An 18999-nucleotide genomic window follows, 5' to 3' on the forward strand; every position below is an offset into this window, starting at 1 on the left:
GCAGGCGCTCAGCCCTCGCCAATCAGTTCCTTGATCCGGCGCTGGAGCTGGCGCTTCTTGATCTCGCTGCGGCGCAGGCGCTCATCGAGATCGCTGACCGGGGTGTCCGATGTCATGATGCGGAAGGCAAGCCCGACCTTGTTGGCCTGGCGCCAAATCAGCCGCGCGAGGAACGAGCGGCCCTTGCGGGCGACGCTGAGGTTGATCTCCTCGGGCAATCGTTCCGCGTGGTCAATCTCCACGCAGGCGCCGTGCTCGCTGATGTTGCGAACGACGCAATCCATCGTCGAACCGTGCTCATTGATTTTGGCGACACCGCCATAAAGCACCTTGTCGCGTGCGTCGTGGCGCCGGTCCTGCATCTGAAATCCTCCAAATGAATGGAACCAATCTATCGGGTCGTGATGCGGTGAGAAGGTCGGCGCCGAGGGCTGTTGTAGTTAACGTAAACTGATTGCAGCCGCGACCCTCCGGATTCCCGGGCATTTTGCGCGGCGCGAAAGTTGCGACGATCAGTTCGGCAACCGGCTTTGCCGCCAATCGCGCGGCGACATGCCGTAATGCTCGCGGAACACCCGGCCGAAATGCGAGAGGTCGTTGAAGCCCCAGGCGAACGCGATCTCACTGATGTGGCGATGCGCATGGGTGAGGGAGGCGAGGTCGCGCTTGCAGCGCTCGAGCCGCTGCGCCAGCACGAAGCGCTGGAACGAGGTGTCTTCGTCGGCGAACAGGCTGTTGATGTAACGCGGCGAGATGCCGAGCGCCGCGGCGGTCTCGGCGAGGCCGAGATCGGGGTTCGGCAGATGTGCCAGCACATGGGCCTTCAGACGGTACAGAAGGCCCGAGCGATGGGTTGACGACGTCAGCGTGGCGCGCCCGAGCCGCTCGCTCATGGCCATGGCGAGGAGATCGACGGCCTGGTCCGCGAGCCGGATCGCGGTGTCATCATCGAGCCGGTCGGCGACCTCGGAGAGCCCGGCGATGAACTGGGAGGCCAGCCGCTCGACCGGGCGGTCCGGCGTGAAGGTGGTCGCGGTGAGAGGCTCGGTGCCGGCAAAGCGCCGGTGCAGCATCGCGCGCGGCACCTGAAAGATGGTTTGCGTGAAGTCGTCGTCGAACCGCAACTCGTAAGGCCGGGTCGTGTCGTAGAATGCAAACTCGCCCGGCTGGATGACAGTCTCGCGGCCGTCCTGCAACACGGCGCCGGCGCCGCGCCGGCCGAGCGCGAACAGCACGAAGTCCTCGGTCGCGCGCGCGATCCGCGAGGGTGTGCGCAACACCCGTTGCTGACTTGACGAGACGGTCGAGCATTTCGCCGGTCCCACCTGGGAGCTGGTGATGGCGCCGTGGAAGGCGGTGCCGAGGTCGGACTTGCAATCAAGCTGCACGAAGACGTCGCAGACGATGTCCTGCCAGAGTGCAAGGCGCCGATGCGTGGGCGCGTCTTCCGTGGTGAACAGGGCCGGCATGATTTCCTCCCTTCACGAGTCCAAACGCGGGCCACTCAAATAAAGCAAGCTTCGTACCGGACCGGCCGGGGATGACCTCCGCCGCAGTCGAATTTTCCTTCCGTCCCGGTCGAACGGCGCGTCCGGTTTCGCGGCAGCATGATGTCAGAGGCCGATAGGGCCGATCAAGTACGAACCGGCCAAGGCGCCGGCAGCGAGGAGGTCATCATGGGCATCGAACATCCGAAATATCGCGTTGCGGTGGTGCAGGCGGCACCCGCCTGGCTTGACCTCGATGCGTCCGTCGCCAAGACCATTGCGCTGATCGAGGAGGCCGCGGCCAAGGGCGCCAAGCTGATCGCATTCCCGGAGGCCTTCATTCCCGGCTATCCCTGGTACATCTGGCTGGACTCGCCGGCCTGGGCGATCGGGCGCGGCTTCGTGCAGCGCTATTTCGACAACTCGCTGGCCTATGACAGCCCGCAGGCGGAGCGTCTGCGGCTCGCCGTGAAGAACGCCGGCATGACCGCTGTGCTCGGCCTGTCCGAGCGCGATGGCGGCAGCCTCTACCTCGCGCAATGGCTGATCGGCCCCGACGGCGAGACCATCGCCAGGCGGCGCAAGCTGCGCCCGACCCATGCCGAACGCACCGTCTATGGCGAGGGCGATGGCAGCGATCTTGCGGTGCATGACCGCCCCGGCATCGGCCGCCTCGGCGCGCTGTGCTGCTGGGAGCACCTGCAGCCGCTGTCGAAATACGCGATGTACGCCCAGAACGAGCAGGTGCATGTCGCGGCCTGGCCGAGCTTCTCGCTGTACGATCCGTTCGCGCCCGCGCTCGGCTGGGAGGTCAACAATGCGGCGTCCCGCGTCTACGCCGTCGAAGGCTCCTGCTTCGTGCTCGCGCCTTGCGCCACCGTCTCGCAGTCGATGGTGGATGAGCTTTGCGACCGCGAGGACAAGCACGCGCTGCTGCACGTCGGCGGCGGGCACGCTGCGATCTACGGTCCGGACGGCAGCTCGATTGCCGAAAAGCTGCCGCCCGATCAGGAAGGCCTGCTCATCGCCGATATCGATCTCGGTGCAATCGCGATCGCCAAGAACGCCGCGGATCCCGCCGGGCACTATTCGCGCCCCGACGTCACGCGCCTGCTCCTGAACAAGAAGCCGTCGAAGCGCGTCGAGCATTTTGCGCTGCCGCTCGACAGCCTGGCGGACGATGAGCTGCAGGCGGCCGCAAGCTAAGCTGCAACGGGAAAATCCAACGGAGGCGACTGCCATGGAGTCAGCGATTCCATCCCATTTGCAGACCGCGCGGTCCCGTCATCGTCGCGTGCCCGACGATTACACGCCGCCTTACCCGTCCTTCGTCGCGCGCCACAGGCCCGCGGTCGTCAGCGTGATCATGGCCTATTTCGGGGTGCAGTACCGCGGCGAGCCGACGGTCGCCGTGGCCGAGGCGCTGGCGCAGATCGCGCAGCGCTTCGCCAGGGAAAACGGCCCGGCGCATTGGGATCGCGCGCAATATGTCGATCAGGCCGGCTTCAGCAATGTCGTCTCGGTGGCCTATTGGGACGACGCGGCGCGCTTCGATTGTTGGTTCGAGGAAGCGCGCGAGGTCTGGACCGGCAGCGGCGCCGCGGGCGACGGTCTCGGCCGCTTCATCGAGGTGCTGCGGCCGCACGTCGAGCGCTACGAAACGCTGTTCTCGTCACTCGGCCATCCGGAGGGCGTCGCGGTTCTCGCCGATAGCATGAGCGAGGAAGTGCAGGAGCACGCCTATTGGGGCGGCATGCGCGACCGCATTCCGCTGTCGCAGACCGACGCGATGGTGCCAGGCGGCGAGCCGCGCGCTATCAGCGACGGCGCGCGCATCCGTATCGTCGCGCACGACAATCTCTGCCTGATCCGCTCCGGCCAAGACTGGAGCGACACCGAAGCATCGGAGCGCAAGATGTATCTCGACGATGTCGAGCCGGTGCTGCGCGAGGGCATGGATTTCCTGCGCGACGATGGCGTGCCGATCGGCTGCTACGCCAATCGCTACATGCGCGTGGTCGACGCGAACGGCCGGCCGACTGAAAAGTCCTACGGCCAGAGCTGGTGGAAGAGCCTGGCAGCGCTGGAGCGCTGGGCGGAATCGCATCCGACCCATGTCAGGATCTTCGGCGCGGCGATGAAATATCTGTCGACGCTGGGACCGAACGCCAAGCTCAAGCTGTATCACGAAGTCACGGTCGCCGCCGCGGACGAGCAGTTCTTCGAATATCTGAACTGCCACGAACGGACCGGAATGCTCAACGCGGTTGCGGTCGCGACGGCCAAATCGGCCTGACGTCCGCTGCTGTGCCGGCCGGCTACGGGCGCAGCCGGCCGCGATGCGCCGTGATCGCCTGGGCCAGTTCGGCGGCAGGGCCGCGCCGCACCCGGCGCGCGGTCTGCACCACGAATTCGACGCTGCCGAGCGGCGGCAGCCCCGATGCTGGCACCTCCTCGAGGCCATCTGGGATCAACGCCTGCGCCTGCGGCGTAATGCCGAGTCCGGCGAGCGCCGCGGCGCGCAGCCCGCTCAGGCTGCCGCTCGAACAGACGATGTGCCATGGCCGCCCGAAGCGCTCCATCGCCTCCAGCACGACGCTGCGGCTGACGCTCGGCGGCGCGTAGAGGATGAGGGGTAGGGGCTGGTCCGGATCGAGGCGGGTGCCGGGCGCGCCGGTCCACACCAGGCGGTCCTGCCACACCAGCTGCCCGTGCTCGTCGCCGGGCCGCCGCTTGCCGAGGACAAGATCCAGTTCACCTCCGTCGAGCTGCTGGTAGAGTCCCGCGCTCAGCCCCACCGTGAGCTCGAGATCGACCTGCGGGTGGCGGCGCACGAAATCACGCAACAGGTCCGGCAGGCGCGAATTGGCAAAATCCTCGGCTGCGCCGAAGCGGATTTTGCCGCGCACCTGCGATCCCGCGAAGTAGTCGCGGGCACGCGCATTCGCCTCGAGGATCGGGCGTGCGAACCCCACCATCGCTTCGCCGTCCGCCGTCAGCACGACCGAATGCGTGTCGCGCACGAACAGACGGCAGCCGGCCGCGGCCTCGAGCTTGCGGATGTGTTGGCTCACGGTGGACTGCTTCAGGCCGAGACGGCGGCCGGCCTCGGTGAAGTTCTGCGTCTGCACCACCGTGAGGAAGGTTTCGAGCTGGATCGGGTCGAGCATGGCCGACGCTGGTAATCACGAAATGTTATTACCATAACATCGGTAAGCGCGGTTCACAATCGGGCCGGCGATGGGCACCTTATCAGGCAACGAAAAGGAAGCCATCATGAATACCAGCCGGTTGCGATCACTCGTGCATCTCGATCCCTACATCGTCGCCATCGTCGGCATGGTCGGGCTTGCCACGCTGCTGCCGTTGCACGGGCAGGGGACCGTGATCGGCGGTTACGCGACCGATACGGCGATCGCGCTGCTGTTCTTCCTCCATGGCGCCCGGCTGTCGACGGCGGAGGCCCTGGTCGGTGCCCGGCATTGGCGCCTGCATCTGGTGATCTTTCTCTCCACCTTCGGCCTGTTCCCGCTGCTCGGGCTGGCGGCCCATGCGCTGGCGCCGCATCTGCTGACCCCGGCGCTGTGGGCGGGCGTGATCCTGATCTGCATCCTGCCGTCGACGGTGCAGTCGTCGGTCGCCTTCACCTCGATCGCGCGCGGCAATGTGTCGGCCGCATTGTGCTCGGCGACGGCCTCCAATCTGCTCGGCATCGTCGCGACGCCGCTGCTGGCGGGTGTCCTGCTCTCTAGCCATGGCGGGTTCTCGGGCAATGCCGCGCTCGACATCGTCGTCCAGTTGCTGCTGCCCTTCGTGGTGGGGCAGCTCTCCCGGCCACTGATCGGCCGCTGGGTGGCGAAGCACCATAAGGTGCTCGGGCTGGTCGATCGCGGCTCGATCCTGCTGATCGTCTACACCGCCTTCAGCGACGGGGTGAGCCACGGAATCTGGCATCAGGTCGACGCGACCCAGATGGCCATCGTGCTTGGTATCGACGCGATCCTGCTGGCGCTGGTGCTGTTCATCACCAATGTCGGCAGCAGCCTGCTGGGCTTCTCCCGCGAGGATCGCATCGCCATCATGTTCTGCGGTTCGAAGAAGAGCTTGGCGAGCGGGCTGCCGATGGCGAGCGTGCTGCTGGCCGGCCAGTCGGTCGGGCTGGTCGTGCTGCCCTTGATGCTATTCCACCAGATCCAGCTCATGACCTGCGCGGCGCTCGCGCGCCGCTATGCCGGCATCACGGGCGCGGCCTCACACGATCCAGTTCCGGCGCTGGTGAGGGCTCGCTGAGCGAGACCGTTGTCGATCCCGGTTCGGATGACGCAAACGCCTACGCGACGCGCTCGCGCAGGCCCTTCGCGATTTCCTTCTGCGCGTCGAACTCGCGGCGCAGGCGCGCCAGCTCCTCGGCGCTGAGCGCATCGGCGTTGCTGTAGTCGCGCTTCCAGGAATGATCCTCGCTCCAGCGCAGCGGCGACTGCACGGTGGTTTGCGGACCCGGAGCCTGCTCCAGCACGCGCAGCGCCAGCTCCAGCGTGAAGGCCTGCGACGCCACGTCGTGCGGCTTGCCGGCGGAATTGCCGAGCGGAAAATCGGAGAACAGGAAGCGCGGCACCGCCGCGTGCTCGACGATATCCTTGGCGCAGCCCATTACGACGGTCGGGATGCCGTTCTGCTCGAGGTGGCGTGCGACCAGGCTGACGGTCTGGTGGCAGACCGGACAGTTCGGCACCAGCACGGCGGCGTCGACACTGTCGGCGCGGCAGCGCTTGAGGATTTCGGGCGCGTCGGTATCGATGGTGACGCGGTGGCTGCGGTTGGTCGGCGCACCGAAGAAGCGCGGCGCGACCTCGCCGATCTTGCCGGCCTCCGCGAGGCGCTTGAGCTGCGCCAGCGGAAACCAGGTGCCGCTGTCCTCGGCCGAGGTATGCACGCGGTCATAGGCGATATGGGATATCCGCAAATCGTGCGGTTGCGACGTGTCGCCGTCATAGACCGAATAGAACTTGGCGCCGCCGTTATATTTCGCGCCCGGGCCCTGGTCGCCTTTGGCTGGATCGAACGGTGCCGCCGTCGTGATGATGGTGATGCGGGACTGGCTCAGCGGCCTCTTCAGCGGCTGGAACGGTGCGGAAGTATAGTGCGCCCAGCGGTAGGGGATGGTGTAGCCGATCGCCGCGTAATAGTCGCGGGTCCGCTTCATATAGCCGATCGGGGCGTCGTCGTCGGGCGCGAAGCCGAGTTGATCGTCCGAAGCTGCGGCCATTTTGCGCTCCCTTTTGCGCGCCATCATTGTCAGCCATAGCTAGACCAGGCGCTCGCGGTGTCAAGCCGCGCGGCGCGGAAACAGAATTGCGATGCGAACAGCCCTGTGCGCAGGATTGGGTGTGCTTGCGATGCTGGCGTCGCCGCTCGGCGCCGGCGCGGAGGACGCGCCGGCCGAAGCCCCGCGATACGTGCATCCGAGCGTCGAGGAGCTCGCGATCCCGCGCGAGAAGCCGGCCGAGAGCGCGCGCGAGAGCGACACCCGCGAGGCAATGTGCCTGATGATCGAGTCCGCGGCGCGCGCCAACGGCCTGCCGCTCGAATTCTTCGCCCGCGTGATCTGGCAGGAGAGCCGTTTCCAGGCAGATGCGGTCGGGCCCGTGACGCGCAGCGGCGAGCGCGCACAGGGCATCGCGCAGTTCATGCCGGGCACCGCGAACGAGCGCGGGCTGCTCGATCCCTTCAATCCCGTGCAGGCGCTGCCGAAGTCGGCGGAATTCCTGAGCGAGCTGCGCAGCCAGTTCGGCAATCTCGGCCTCGCGGCGGCCGCCTACAACGCCGGGCCGCGCCGGATCCAGGACTGGCTCGCCGGCACCGGCTCGATGCCGCAGGAGACGCGCGCTTACGTGTTCGCGATCACCGGCTCCAGCGTCGACACCTGGGCCGCCGCCGGCCGCAACGGCAAGATGCCCGAGCGCGCGCCGACCACGAGCTGCCGCGAGTTGATGGCGCTGTTGAAGCGCGCGCCGAATCCGTTCGTGGCCGAGCTCGAGGAGCACATCACGCTGTCCGCCGCCAAGCTCTGGGGCGTGCAACTGGCGGCCGGCTTCAGCCGCGACAAGGCGCTGGCGATGTATGCCCGCGCCATGAAGCATGTGTCCGCCGTGATCGGCGACCAGGATCCGAGCCTGTTGAGCTCGCATTTGCGCAGCCGCGGCAGCGCCACTTTCTACCAGGTGCGCATCGGCGCCGACACACGGCCCGAGGCGGACAACCTCTGCAACCGCATCCGCAAGGCGGGCGGGGCGTGCTTCGTGCTGAGGAACAGGGCGTGAGGCGCGCCGCTTGCCGCGTCATTGCGGTCAGTGTCTGGTATGGTATCTGAGACCGGTTTTCCGCCGCTGCGTCCGAAGAGCTGGGCCGAGACTGCGCTGAACATATCGCTGGATTGACACATGGTACGTGAAATGGAACTGCGCGAGGGCGAAGTCGCTGTCGACATGCCGCCGGCGCGCGATGCGGGGCTCGTCTTCATCGGCCGCATCCGCACGCCCTGGACCTCGCGGCTGGCGACGCCGCGGCAGGGGCGGCATGACGGCCCGGTGTGCCGGCTCGAGATCTTCGAGCCCTGGGTCGCCGCGATCAAGGGCGTCGATTTCTACTCGAACCTCGAGGTGCTCTACTGGCTGCACCAGTCGCGGCGCGACATCGTGCTGCAGAGCCCGAAGAACAACGGCAACACCCGCGGCACCTTCTCGCTGCGCTCGCCGGTGCGCCCCAATCCGATCGGGACCTCGACCGTGAAGCTGGTCGGCGTCGAGGGCAACGTCATCCTGGTCCGCGGGCTCGATTGTCTCGACGAGACGCCACTGATCGACGTCAAGCCCGATCGCTGCGAATTCACCCCGCTCGCCCCGCCGCAAGCGGGGGACTTCGAGACCGAGTGACAGCCGTAGCCCGGATGGAGCGGAGCGAAATCCGGGGGCGGTGCGACAACGCGCGAAGAGTCCCGGATTACGCTGCGCTTCATCCGGGCTACGAACTTTGGCGCGTGGCGCGGCCTACTTCAACGCCGCGATCAGCTTGGCCGCGCTGGCCTCGAGCACTTTGGCCTCTTCCTTGCGGCTGGCGGGCGGCAGCAGCGCGACGCCGTCCTGGCGCGGCATCACATGCATATGCAGATGGAAGACCACCTGGCCGCCGGCGGGCTCGTTGAACTGCTGCACGGTGATGCCGTCGGCCTCGAACGCCTTCATCGCGGCGGCCGCGATCTTGTGGGTGCCGCGCGCGACATGGGCGTAATCATCAGGCTTGATGTCAAGGATGTTGCGGGCAGGGACCTTCGGTATCACCAGTGTGTGCCCGGGTGAGCGCGGCATGATGTCGAGGAAGGCGAAGACGTGCTCGTCCTCATAGACCTTGTAGCAGGGCAGCTCGCCGCGCAGGATTTTTGCGAAGATGTTGTTGTTATCGTAGGCGGGCATGTCGGCGGCTCCTCAAGTTTTGGCGCTTTAATGTCTCGGTCGAGGTCAAAACGTCAAGCGTCGTCGGCCGTCTTGCGGAAGGGACCGGCCTCGGTGAGTTCGCGGCCAACCTCGGCGACATAGGCGCGTTCGCGCTTGAGGTAATCGGCGATGGCGCGGCGCAGCGCCGGATCGGCGATGAAGTGCGCCGAATAGGTGGTCTGCGGCAGGTATCCGCGCGCCAGCTTGTGCTCGCCCTGCGCCCCGGCCTCAACGATCTTGAGGCCGTGCTGGATCGCGAAATCGATCGCCTGGTAATAGCAGACCTCGAAATGCAGGAACGGGTGATGCTCGATCGCACCCCAATTGCGGCCGAACAGCGTATCCGAGCCGATGAAGTTGATCGCGCCCGCGATCCAGCGCCCGTTGCGCTTGGCCATCACCAGCAGCACGTCCTGGCTCATGCTCTCGCCGATCAACGAGAAGAACTTTCGGGTCAGATACGGCCGGCCCCATTTGCGCGAGCCGGTCTCCATATAGAACTCGAAGAACGCGTCCCACGCCTCCTCAGTGATCTCGGAACCGGTCAGCCAGTCGATGGTAATCCCGGCGGCGACCGCCTCACGGCGCTCGCGCTTGATCGCCTTGCGGTGACGCGAGTTCAGTGTGGCGAGGAAATCGTCAAAGGTCGCAAAGCCGGCATTGTGCCAGTGGAACTGCTGGTCGGTCCGCTGCAGGAAGCCGTGCTCGCCGAGGAACTTTGCCTCGTCCTCGCGGGCGAAGGTCACATGCACGGACGAGGCCTCGGTGGCGTTGCAGAGCGCCCTCAAGCCGCGCGCCAGCGCCGAGCCAATCAGCTCGCGGTCGACACCATCGCGGATCAATAGCCGTGGACCGGTCGCAGGCGTGAAAGGAACGGACACCTGGAGCTTCGGATAGTAGCTGCCGCCGGCGCGGTGATAGGCCTCGGCCCAGCCGCGGTCGAACACGTATTCGCCCTGCGAGTGCGATTTCAGATAGCAGGGCACCACGGCGACGATCTCGTCGTCGAGCTTCGCCACGAGATGCCGCGGACCCCAGCCGGTGCGGGCGCAAGCTGAATTGGATGCCTCTGCGGCGGCGAGAAAGGCGTGAGATACGAACGGGTTATAGCCGGGCTTTGAGATCGCCTCGCAGTTGCCTGCGGGATCGATTGAGGCCAGCGTATCGAGATTGTCTGGGCTGTCCGGATCGCCTTTCGGATTGGCGCACGCGTCCCATTCAGCGGCAGGGATGTCGCTGATATCTGGAACAGCTTCGAGGGTGATTTCAGAAGACGCCATCGAGAATGAAGACCGGTGCCTCGTTCGAGCACGACCTTTGCGGAAGACTGGCTTCCGCTTCTCCGGATCATGCTCCTGCGATCAACCATCGCGTATGGTGACCGCCCCAAAGATCGTGCATCGCAGCGACGACTTCAAGGCTGCAGGGGGCATGTCAGGTTCCCGGAACGAATCCCTCGAAAATCATCTGGTCGGCGTAGCGCGCCGCGCGCTCGCGCTGTTCCGCCGTCCGCACGGTCCAGGCCAGCAGCGGGCAGCCGAAGACGTTGCGGGCGATCCAGGGCGCCGGCGCCGGCAGCTGGTTGACCCAGAAGGCGACGAAATGCGGCTGGGTGCTGAAGGCGTGCCGCAGATAGAGCATGCTGTCGCGCTGCGCCGGCCGCAGCTTGGTCCAGTAGCCGTCGTCATAGGTGCGCTGGGCGGTGATGCCGCGCGGCAGGTTCGGCATGGCCTCGCGCAGCGCCAGCACCTGATCGGGATCGAAGGACATCCCGACCACCGGGCCGGAGTAGGATGACAGCACCTCGGCCATCCGCCGCACCAGTTTGCGGTCGCCGTCGAAATGGCTCTTCACCTCGACAACCAGCGGCACGCGGCCGGCGACCAGCGCGCAGAGATCGCCGAGCGTCATCATCTGCTCGGACGTATCCTTGAACTTCACCGCCTTCAGCTCGGCCGCGGTCTTGGTCAGGAGCAGGCCCGAGCCTTCGGTGAGGCGGCCGAGCGCATCGTCGTGATGCACCATCGCCTCGCCGTCGGCGGTGAGCTGGATGTCGCACTCGATCGCAAAATTGCCCGCGATCGCGGCATTGGCCGCGGCCGGCATGTTTTCGATGATGCCGCGTGCGGCATCGTGCAGGCCGCGATGCGCGACCGGCCGCCTGGTCAGCCAATCAGGTGCTCGCATGCGTCAGGCGACTTCGAAAATGCCCTCGACCTCGACCGCCGCATCCGCGGGCAGGGAGGCGACGCCGACCGTGGTGCGGGCGTGGCGGCCCTTATCGCCGAAGGCTTCCACCATCAGGTCGGAGGCGCCGTTGAGAACCTTCGGTCCATCGAGAAAGTCGGGCGCGGAATTGATGAAGCCGCCGAGCCGCACCACACGCACGACCTTGTCGAGATCGCCGAGCGCGGCCTTGACCTGCGCAAGCAGATTGATGCCGCAACCGCGCGCCGCGGCCGTGCCTTGCTCGAGGGTGACGCCGGCTCCGAGCTTGCCCTTGGCGATCAGCTTGCCTTCCGCGTTGAAGCAGACCTGGCCCGACACGAACAGCAGATTTCCGCTGCGGACGAAGGGCACATAGTTCGCCACCGGGGAGGCGGGCTGCGGAAGTGTGATCCCTTGTGACGCCAGCTTCTGTTCGACCGTACCCGCCATTTTTTTCGTCCCTGGGTTGGATGATTCGCTGCCTGAAACGCGCTCAGGCCGCGCCTTGTTTCGTCCATCGCGCCCACGCTTGCAAGCGAACGGAACCCTGCCGACATTTCTTCCCGATCCGTGCGAACTCTCACGGAAGGCCGCTGAAAAAAGCCGGCATTTCCGTATCCGTCCGTTACCTTTTTGTGAACCTTGCCCCAGTTGCGGCGCAATAGGGCCGTCACTATTGTGCCGATTCGTTCCCCCCTCGAGGAAAATCCATGATCCTGCCGTCCCGGACTGCGTCGCGTGCCCTGGTACTGACGATCGCCGTTGCTGCAGGATTAGGTTTGGCCCAAGGGCCGGCCGCTGCGGCCGCAAGCGGGCCGTTTCTCGCGCACCAGGCGCTCTACGATCTCAGCCTCGTCAAGTCGCGCGGCAACAACTCGGTCAGCGATGCGCGCGGCCGCATCCTCTACACTTTTTCCGGCAGTTCCTGCGAAGGCTACACCTCCGAATTCCGCCAGGTGTCCGAGCTCGACAGCGGCGAAGGCAAGGTCACGCTCTCCGATCTGCGCTCGACGTCCTGGGAGGACGCGGCCGGCAAGAGCTACCGCTTCAAGATCGACACCCGCATGAACGACAGCGAATCCGCGCCGGTCGACGGCATAGCCGAGCGGGTCGGCGACCATATCACGGTGAAGCTGACGCAGCCGGTGAAGAAGACCTTCGATCTCGACGGCAAGGTCGTGTTCCCGACCGAGCAGATCAAGCGCATTATCGCGGCGGCGCGCGAGGGCAAGTCGGTGCTTGAGCTGACCGTGTATGACGGCTCCGACAATGGCCAAAAGGTCTACAACACGCTCGCGGTGATCGGCAAAGCGATCCCGGGCGATCACGCCCCGACGTCGCCCGATCCGTCGACGGCTAGCGACGTGATGAAGTCCATGACGCGCTGGCCGGTGACGGTGAGCTATTACGATCGCGACGCCAAGGCGACCGACGGCGAGCAGACGCCGGTCTATGCGATGTCGTTCGAGCTCTATGAGAACGGCGTCTCCCGCGCGCTGGTGCTCGATTACAACGATTTCGTGATCTCGGGCGCGATGGACAAGTTCGACGTCAGGAATTCCAAGCCCTGCAAGTGACAACTAGGTTGTCATTCCGGGATGGTCCGAAGGACCAGACCCGGAATCTCGAGATTCCGGGTTCGATGCTTCGCATCGCCCCGGAATGACGAGCTCTCTGGTCGAAAGTCTCGGCCCCGGATAGGCTTCCCGTCCATAACGCGTGTCAGGGAGGCACATGATGAGCAAGCTCGAACATCTTCGTCCCAGCGGCCTTCACCACAATCCGGCATATTCTCACGTGGTCGTCGCCTCGGGCGCGCGCACGATCTACATTTCGGGACAGGTGTCGGTCGACGAGGAGGGACGGGTAGTCGGTCCGGGCGATCTTGCCGCGCAGACGACGCAGGTGATGCAGAACCTCGGCATGGCGCTGAAGGCCGCCGGTGCAAGCTACGCCAACATCGTGAAGATCACGACCTTCGTCGTCGGCTACAAGCCCGAGCTCCGCCCGATCATCGGCAAGGCACGCGGCGCGTTCTTCGAAGGCATGGAGCCGCCGGCGAGCACGCTGGTCGGCGTCACCGCGCTCGCGGCCCCGGAATGGCTGATCGAGATCGAGGCGGTGGCTGTCGTCGATTGAGTTTTATTCCTCCGCCGGCTTTGCCGGACCCTCATAGGCAATGCCGCGGATCACGGCGGCATTGCCGAACTTCTTGCGTAGATTATCCATCGCGCGCTCGGCATGGGCGGAGCGGCGGTCGAGCATGTCGGAGTCGTTGGCCTGCGAGCCTGGCCGCAGCGCGCTGACGCCGGCGCCCATCAGGCGGAAGGCGGTGCCGTCGATCTCCTTTGCCAGCATCTCGCGCGACACCGCAAAGATCTTGGCGGCGAGCTGCGTCGGGGTCTGGATCGACTGCGAGCGGGTGCGCTGGCGGAAGTCCGCGGTCTTCAGCTTCAGCGTGATGGTACAGCCGGAGAGTTCGCTGGTCTTCAGTCGCGCCGAAACTTTCTCCGACAGTTTCCAGAGCAGCCTTTCCAGCGTTGCGAAGTCGCGGATGTCGGTCTCGAAGGTGGTTTCGCTCGAGATCGTCTTGGCCCCGCGATCGGGAACCACGCGTCGGTCGTCGATGCCGCGTGCGAGCCGCCACAGCCTGCGGCCTTCGCTCGCGAACTGCTTCATCAGCTCGTTCTCGTCGGCGCGCTGCAGGTCGGCGATGATGCGGAAGCCGCGCTGGATCAGCTTCTCCTGCGTCGCCGGCCCGACGCCGTAAATGAAGCCGACGGGCCTGTCCGCGAGCATCTCGCGGGCCTCGTCCTGGTCGAGCGCCGCGAAGCCGCGGGGCTTGTCGAGATCGGAGGCGATCTTGGCCAGGAACTTGTTGCGGGACAGGCCGACCGACACCGTGATCCCGATGTCGCGTTCGACCTCGCGTGCGAATTTGGCCAGCACCTTGGCCGGGATCATGCCATGGACACGCTGCGTGCCGGAGAGGTCGAGGAAAGCCTCGTCGATCGACAGCGGCTCGACCAGCGGCGTCAGCGCCTGCATGGCGTGGCGGACCTCGCGTCCGACGCGGACATATTTCGCCATATCCGGGGGAATCACGGTTGCGTTCGGGCAGAGTTCCAGCGCCTTGAACATCGGCATCGCCGAGCGGACGCCATAGGTGCGGGCGATATAGCAGGCGGCCGACACGACGCCGCGCTTGCCGCCGCCGATGATGACCGGCCGGTCGGCGATATCAGGATTGTCGCGCTTCTCGACCGTTGCATAGAACGCGTCGCAGTCGATATGCGCCAGCGCGAGCGCGGGAAGGGCGCGGTGACGCACCAGCCGCGGCGAGCCGCAATGGCTGCACCGCTTTGTCTTGATATCGAGGTCGCCGAGACAGTCCCGGCAGAAACTGAGGGGGCCGTCGAGAGGTGCCGACGCCGCGGTCACGGCACGTCGCGCTCCCACTTCCGGTCGCCCAGCACCTGGCGGGCGGCGGCGATGTTGGTCGGGTGCAGTTCCGATGCGTCGGCAAAGGCCTTCACGGTCGCATCGTCGCGCATCACGAAATCGAGCACGCTCGCAAGAAATTGAGGATCGGCTGCGGCATTGCGCAGCGTCTCCGGACCGATCCCCGTCTCGGCCAGGAAAAGGCCCAGCCGCTCGGGATCTCCGGCAATAAAGCTCAACGCCTGAATCGCAACGATTTCAGCGACTTCCCGAGGGTTGTGAACAGGCTTTTTCAACGCGCCGATTTGCCTTTCCGTTAACTTATGATCTCTATTGAGAGACCCATCATGCCCGAGTCTTCCGTTCGTATTCAAGCAAACGGAAACCACACTACGGAAGTTGACTTGGGGGTTAACGGGTTAGAGCGATTCTGGCGCTAGTTTGAATTCACATTTTCGACGCGCCCCGAGCGCGGTGCGTGAGGTGCCGCAGCCGGGCCCGTTTCCGAGCTTTGGGAGGGACGGGATGGCCAAAACCGTCCTGATCGTGGAGGACAACGAGCTCAATATGAAGCTCTTTCGCGATCTGTTGGAAGCGCATGGCTATCACACCTCGGGCACCAGCAATGGGTTCGAGGCGCTCGACCTCGTTCGCAAGCTGCGTCCCGACCTCGTCCTGATGGATATCCAATTGCCCCAGGTTTCCGGCCTCGAGGTCACGCGCTGGATCAAGGACGATCCCGATCTGCGCGCGATCCCGGTCGTCGCAGTCACGGCCTTCGCCATGAAGGGCGATGAAGAGCGCATCCGCGAGGGCGGCTGCGAGGCCTATTTGTCCAAGCCGATCTCGGTCGGCAAATTCATTGAGACTGTCCGACGCTTTATCGGATAGGGGAGTGGTGGTTCGATGTCCGCGCGTATCCTCGTCGTCGATGACGTTCCGGCGAACGTCAAGCTGCTGGAAGCTCGCCTGTCGGCCGAATATTTCGACGTGCTGACCGCTTCCAACGGGACCGAGGCGCTGGAAATCTGCGCGCGCGCCGAATGCGACATCATCCTGCTCGACGTCATGATGCCCGACATGGACGGTTTCGAGGTCTGCCGTCGGCTGAAGTCCAATCCGGCGACCCATTTCATTCCGGTCGTCATCATCACCGCGCTGGACAGTCCCGCCGACCGCGTCCGCGGCCTCGAAGCTGGCGCCGATGATTTCCTGACCAAGCCGGTCTCCGACGTCGTGCTGATCGCGCGCGTGCGTTCGCTGACGCGGCTGAAGATGATGACCGATGAGCTGCGCATGCGCGCCATCACCTCGCTCGAGATCGGCATGCGGGCGCCCGAGCGCAGCGCGATCGCCGACAAGGGGATGGGCGGCCGCATCCTGCTGGTCGACGACCGCCCGTCGTCCTACGAGAAGCTGGCGCCGATCCTCGCCGCCGAGCATACCGTCGATGTCGAAACCAATCCGTCCGAAGCGCTGTTCCACGCGGCGGAGGGCAATTACGACCTCCTGATCGTGTCGCTCAGCCTCGACAATTACGACGGCCTGCGCCTGTGCAGCCAGGCGCGGTCGCTGGAGCGCACCCGGCAGGTCCCGATCCTCGCGATCTCGGACGCCGACAACAACACGCGGCTGATGCGTGGACTGGAGATCGGCGTCAACGACTACCTGCTGCGTCCGGTCGACAAGAACGAGTTGCTGGCACGTGCGCGCACCCAGATCCGCCGTCGCCGCTACACCGACCACCTGCGCGACAACGTGCAGAACTCGATCGAGATGGCGATCACGGACGCGCTGACCGGCCTGAACAACCGCCGCTACATGGAAAGCCATCTGGCCACGCTCGCGGAGCAGGCCTCGCTGCGCGGCAAGCCGCTGGCACTCATGATTCTCGACATCGACTACTTCAAGGCGATCAACGACACCTACGGTCATGATGCCGGCGACGACGTGCTGCGCGAATTCGCCACCCGCATCCGCAAGTCGATCCGCGGCATCGATCTCGCCTGCCGTTATGGCGGCGAGGAGTTCGTGATCGTGATGCCGGAGACCGACTTGCATGTCGCCGGTATGGTCGCTGAGCGTCTGCGTCGTTCGATCGCCGGCGAGCCCTTTGCCGTCGACAAGGGCGGCAAGCGCATCTCGGTCACGATCTCGATCGGTCTCGCCACGCTGGAGCGCAAGGGCGAACAGGTTACTGACGTGATCAAGCGCGCCGACACCGCGCTCTATCGCGCCAAGCACGACGGCCGCAACCGCGTCGTCTCGGCGGCGGCGTAGTGCGATCTCGTAGCCCGGATGCAGCGAAGCGCAATCCGGGTCATTCGTCGCTTGCACGAGCGTCTCGGATTTCGCTGCGCTCTATCCGGGCTACCAAATACTCCTAACGCCCGCGCCTCACTGCGTCATAGGCCATCCGCTTGAACTCGAACGCAAACGGATGGACGAACGCCATCTGCCGCTGTGCCATCATCACGCCGGCGACGTTCGCCTTCGGCGAGATCCACCACTGCGTGCCCGCGACACCGCCCCAATAGAGTTCGCCTGCTGCGTCGGGATGGTCGAGCGGCGAAGCGGGATTGAGGATCACGCCGCCGGCGAGGCAGTAGACCTTGCCGGGCTGCTCGCCCATCGTCGCGAAACGAATCCATTGTCCCGGCGCGAGCTGGTTGGTCATCGCCTGCGCGATGGTCTCCGGCTTGAGCAGCGTCGGCCCGCCGGGTAGCAGGCTGCGGATCAGCGCCACCATGTCGGGCAGGGTGGAAACAAGACCGCCGCCACCATTGAAGCGCGGCACGGGGCGCAGATACGCGCCCGGATAGGGCGAGTTGTCGGTGCGTGTCAGTCCCGGCTTCATCGGATCCATCAAATCGGCGCCGGCGTAATAGGCAACGAGCCGGTTGTGGTCCTTCTCCGGAACGAAGAAGCCAGTGTCGACCATGCCGAGCGGATCGAGAATCCGCACCTTGATGAACTTGTCGAACGGCTGGCCGCTGACGACCTCGACCAGACGCGCAACAACGTCGATGGCAACCGAATATTCCCACGACGTTCCGGGATGGAAGACGAGCGGCAGATCCGCCAAATTGTCGACCATGTCGGCAAGCGTCGTCATCGGGTTGAGGATCTTGCGCTCGTTGTAAGCCTTGAAGATCGGCGTGCCCGGATCGAACAGGCCATAGCTGAGGCCCGCGCTGTGGCTGAGCAGGTGACGGATAGTGATCGAGGTTTGCGCCGGTTCGGCGTCGTCGAGCGACGTTGCGCCCGGCCGCAACACCTTGCGGTTGCCGAGTTGCGGGATGAAGGTCTCGATCGGATCGTCGAGCTGAAAGCGGCCTTCCTCGAACAACAACAGCGCCGCGCAGGAGGCGATCAACTTGGTGTTGGAGAAGACCCGGAAGATGTGGTCGGTCCGCAGCGGAATCTGCGCTTCCTTGTCGGCCCAGCCGACGCAGCTTACATCGACGAGCTCGCGACCCACCATAACGGCGGACGAGATGCCGGACAGGAGATTGTTATCGATATAGCGCTGCATGGCCGCGCGTGCCGGCGCGAAATCGTAGCCGGTTGCGGTCACCTTCAGATCGTCCATGGTCGCTCCCCTCGTGTGCCGCGGCCGTTCGCGTGGTCGTCGACAATCTCGCCTGACGGAATATCCAGTTGGGGATCTCGTCACGCGTCGTCAACGCTAACAACCAAACGGTCGGTCGAGACGCAACCGGATTCAGCCGCCGCGCTTCTTCGCCGCGACCTTCGGCTTGTCCGCCGGGCCGAATTGGCCGACGTCGACTCCGGCATTTGCCAGCAACACCCGCGCGGCTTCCTTGGCCGCACGCGCCATCGCGGGGTCGTCGCGCACCAGATCCTGCGCGATCGAGCCATCGACCAGCAGCACGAGCTGCGTCGCAAGCCGCTCGGCATCGGCGACGCGGAGCTGCTTCAGTAGATCGCGAAACCAGACACGGCGGCTTTCCTTGAAGGCAATGGCGATGTTGCGGACACTGCGGTCCTCCGGTCCGAGCTCGGCCACCGCGTTCACAAACGGGCAGCCGCGGAAATCCCTGGACGAAAAGTGCCGCTCCAGCGAATCGAAGGTTGCGAGGATCTGCTCGACAGGAGGCTTGTCGGATGGGCGAGGCTGCACGAAGCGGCGCTCGAGATAGGCCGAGATCAGCGCGTCCTTCGAAGGGAAGTGGTTGTAGAGCGTGCGCTTGGAGATGCCGATCTCGGCCGCGATGGTGTCGACGCCGATGGCGCGAATGCCCTGCAGGTAGAACAGCCTGTCAGCGGTCTCCAGGATTCGTTCCTTCATGGTCTGTTTGGGAGGCGGGGATGCCATGCGTCGGCCGTGATCCTCTTCGCTTGACAGCAGG

At 65.3% G+C, this 18999-nt stretch carries 21 protein-coding genes; 9 read left to right on the plus strand and 12 right to left on the minus strand.

Features of this window, described 5'->3' with window-relative positions; genetic code table 11:
* Nucleotides 1-8 precede the first annotated feature (8 nt).
* Together MTX19_RS17160 and MTX19_RS17165 are read right to left on the minus strand one after the other, a co-directional pair.
* The gene (locus MTX19_RS17160) at nt 9-362 is read right to left on the minus strand and encodes a PilZ domain-containing protein (RefSeq protein ID WP_280984542.1); all 354 of its coding nucleotides are present in this window, start codon (nt 360-362) and stop codon (nt 9-11) included.
* Between the two features lie 150 nt (nt 363-512).
* Nucleotides 513-1469, minus strand: coding sequence for a helix-turn-helix domain-containing protein (locus tag MTX19_RS17165; protein ID WP_280984543.1), 957 nt, complete (start codon nt 1467-1469; stop codon nt 513-515).
* A gap of 207 nt (nt 1470-1676) precedes the next feature.
* Here MTX19_RS17165 and MTX19_RS17170 point away from each other — a divergent pair, with 207 nt between their 5' ends.
* Both MTX19_RS17170 and MTX19_RS17175 read left to right on the plus strand, forming a co-directional pair.
* Nucleotides 1677-2693, plus strand: coding sequence for a carbon-nitrogen hydrolase family protein (locus MTX19_RS17170; RefSeq protein ID WP_280984544.1), 1017 nt, complete (start codon nt 1677-1679; stop codon nt 2691-2693).
* A 34-nt stretch (nt 2694-2727) separates the two neighbouring features.
* Nucleotides 2728-3783 carry a phenylacetaldoxime dehydratase family protein gene (locus MTX19_RS17175; protein ID WP_280984545.1) on the plus strand — a complete coding sequence of 352 codons (1056 nt, stop codon included), beginning with the start codon at nt 2728-2730 and terminating at the stop codon, nt 3781-3783.
* A gap of 22 nt (nt 3784-3805) precedes the next feature.
* Here the strand turns inward: MTX19_RS17175 and MTX19_RS17180 are convergent, their stop codons facing one another.
* Nucleotides 3806-4657, minus strand: coding sequence for a LysR family transcriptional regulator (locus MTX19_RS17180; RefSeq protein WP_280984546.1), 852 nt, complete (start codon nt 4655-4657; stop codon nt 3806-3808).
* 106 nt (nt 4658-4763) lie between these two features.
* On the opposite strand from MTX19_RS17180, the gene MTX19_RS17185 reads away from it, so the two are divergent.
* A complete protein-coding gene (locus tag MTX19_RS17185) occupies nt 4764-5777 on the plus strand; it encodes a bile acid:sodium symporter family protein (protein WP_280984547.1) in 1014 nt (337 codons plus the stop codon).
* A gap of 40 nt (nt 5778-5817) precedes the next feature.
* Here the strand turns inward: MTX19_RS17185 and MTX19_RS17190 are convergent, their stop codons facing one another.
* On the minus strand, nt 5818-6753 hold the full coding sequence (locus MTX19_RS17190; RefSeq protein WP_280986075.1) for a glycine/sarcosine/betaine reductase selenoprotein B family protein: 936 nt from the start codon (nt 6751-6753) through the stop codon (nt 5818-5820).
* Nucleotides 6754-6844: 91 nt separating this feature from the next.
* On the opposite strand from MTX19_RS17190, the gene MTX19_RS17195 reads away from it, so the two are divergent.
* Nucleotides 6845-7807 carry a lytic transglycosylase domain-containing protein gene (locus MTX19_RS17195; protein WP_280984549.1) on the plus strand — a complete coding sequence of 321 codons (963 nt, stop codon included), beginning with the start codon at nt 6845-6847 and terminating at the stop codon, nt 7805-7807.
* Between the two features lie 120 nt (nt 7808-7927).
* The gene (gene tsaA, locus MTX19_RS17200; RefSeq protein ID WP_280984550.1) at nt 7928-8419 is read left to right on the plus strand and encodes a tRNA (N6-threonylcarbamoyladenosine(37)-N6)-methyltransferase TrmO; all 492 of its coding nucleotides are present in this window, start codon (nt 7928-7930) and stop codon (nt 8417-8419) included.
* Between the two features lie 114 nt (nt 8420-8533).
* Here tsaA and MTX19_RS17205 read toward each other — a convergent pair whose 3' ends face one another.
* The 4 genes from MTX19_RS17205 to MTX19_RS17220 all read right to left on the minus strand — a co-directional run bounded on the left by MTX19_RS17205 (nt 8534) and on the right by MTX19_RS17220 (nt 11635).
* Nucleotides 8534-8956: an HIT family protein gene (locus tag MTX19_RS17205; RefSeq protein ID WP_280977546.1), complete on the minus strand. Its 423-nt coding sequence runs from the start codon at nt 8954-8956 to the stop codon at nt 8534-8536.
* A gap of 53 nt (nt 8957-9009) precedes the next feature.
* Nucleotides 9010-10257 (minus strand): GNAT family N-acetyltransferase, encoded by a 1248-nt coding sequence (locus MTX19_RS17210; RefSeq protein WP_280984551.1) that lies wholly within the window; start codon nt 10255-10257, stop codon nt 9010-9012.
* Nucleotides 10258-10411: 154 nt separating this feature from the next.
* Nucleotides 10412-11164 (minus strand): glycerophosphodiester phosphodiesterase, encoded by a 753-nt coding sequence (locus tag MTX19_RS17215; RefSeq protein WP_280984552.1) that lies wholly within the window; start codon nt 11162-11164, stop codon nt 10412-10414.
* Between the two features lie 3 nt (nt 11165-11167).
* Nucleotides 11168-11635: a RidA family protein gene (locus MTX19_RS17220; RefSeq protein ID WP_280984553.1), complete on the minus strand. Its 468-nt coding sequence runs from the start codon at nt 11633-11635 to the stop codon at nt 11168-11170.
* 260 nt (nt 11636-11895) lie between these two features.
* On the opposite strand from MTX19_RS17220, the gene MTX19_RS17225 reads away from it, so the two are divergent.
* Together MTX19_RS17225 and MTX19_RS17230 are read left to right on the plus strand one after the other, a co-directional pair.
* Nucleotides 11896-12762: a cell envelope integrity EipB family protein gene (locus MTX19_RS17225; protein WP_280984554.1), complete on the plus strand. Its 867-nt coding sequence runs from the start codon at nt 11896-11898 to the stop codon at nt 12760-12762.
* Between the two features lie 160 nt (nt 12763-12922).
* The gene (locus tag MTX19_RS17230; protein WP_280984555.1) at nt 12923-13324 is read left to right on the plus strand and encodes a RidA family protein; all 402 of its coding nucleotides are present in this window, start codon (nt 12923-12925) and stop codon (nt 13322-13324) included.
* Between the two features lie 3 nt (nt 13325-13327).
* Here MTX19_RS17230 and MTX19_RS17235 read toward each other — a convergent pair whose 3' ends face one another.
* Together MTX19_RS17235 and MTX19_RS17240 are read right to left on the minus strand one after the other, a co-directional pair.
* Nucleotides 13328-14644 carry a DNA polymerase IV gene (locus MTX19_RS17235; protein WP_280984556.1) on the minus strand — a complete coding sequence of 439 codons (1317 nt, stop codon included), beginning with the start codon at nt 14642-14644 and terminating at the stop codon, nt 13328-13330.
* Nucleotides 14623-14922, minus strand: a complete 300-nt coding sequence (locus MTX19_RS17240; protein WP_280978089.1) for a DUF3572 domain-containing protein — start codon at nt 14920-14922, stop codon at nt 14623-14625. Before MTX19_RS17240 ends, MTX19_RS17235 begins: the two co-directional genes overlap by 22 nt.
* A 229-nt stretch (nt 14923-15151) precedes the next feature.
* On the opposite strand from MTX19_RS17240, the gene MTX19_RS17245 reads away from it, so the two are divergent.
* Both MTX19_RS17245 and MTX19_RS17250 read left to right on the plus strand, forming a co-directional pair.
* On the plus strand, nt 15152-15517 hold the full coding sequence (locus MTX19_RS17245; protein ID WP_280977553.1) for a response regulator: 366 nt from the start codon (nt 15152-15154) through the stop codon (nt 15515-15517).
* 15 nt (nt 15518-15532) lie between these two features.
* Complete coding sequence (locus tag MTX19_RS17250) at nt 15533-16906, plus strand: PleD family two-component system response regulator (protein WP_280977554.1); 1374 nt, start codon at nt 15533-15535, stop codon at nt 16904-16906.
* Nucleotides 16907-17009: 103 nt separating this feature from the next.
* Here MTX19_RS17250 and MTX19_RS17255 read toward each other — a convergent pair whose 3' ends face one another.
* Nucleotides 17010-18218 (minus strand): serine hydrolase domain-containing protein, encoded by a 1209-nt coding sequence (locus MTX19_RS17255; protein WP_280984557.1) that lies wholly within the window; start codon nt 18216-18218, stop codon nt 17010-17012.
* A gap of 132 nt (nt 18219-18350) precedes the next feature.
* Entirely contained in the window at nt 18351-18965 is a 615-nt protein-coding gene (locus MTX19_RS17260) for a TetR/AcrR family transcriptional regulator (protein WP_280984558.1), read from the minus strand.
* Nucleotides 18966-18999 lie beyond the last annotated feature (34 nt).

This window comes from Bradyrhizobium sp. ISRA464, assembly GCF_029910095.1.
Taxonomy (GTDB): domain Bacteria; phylum Pseudomonadota; class Alphaproteobacteria; order Rhizobiales; family Xanthobacteraceae; genus Bradyrhizobium.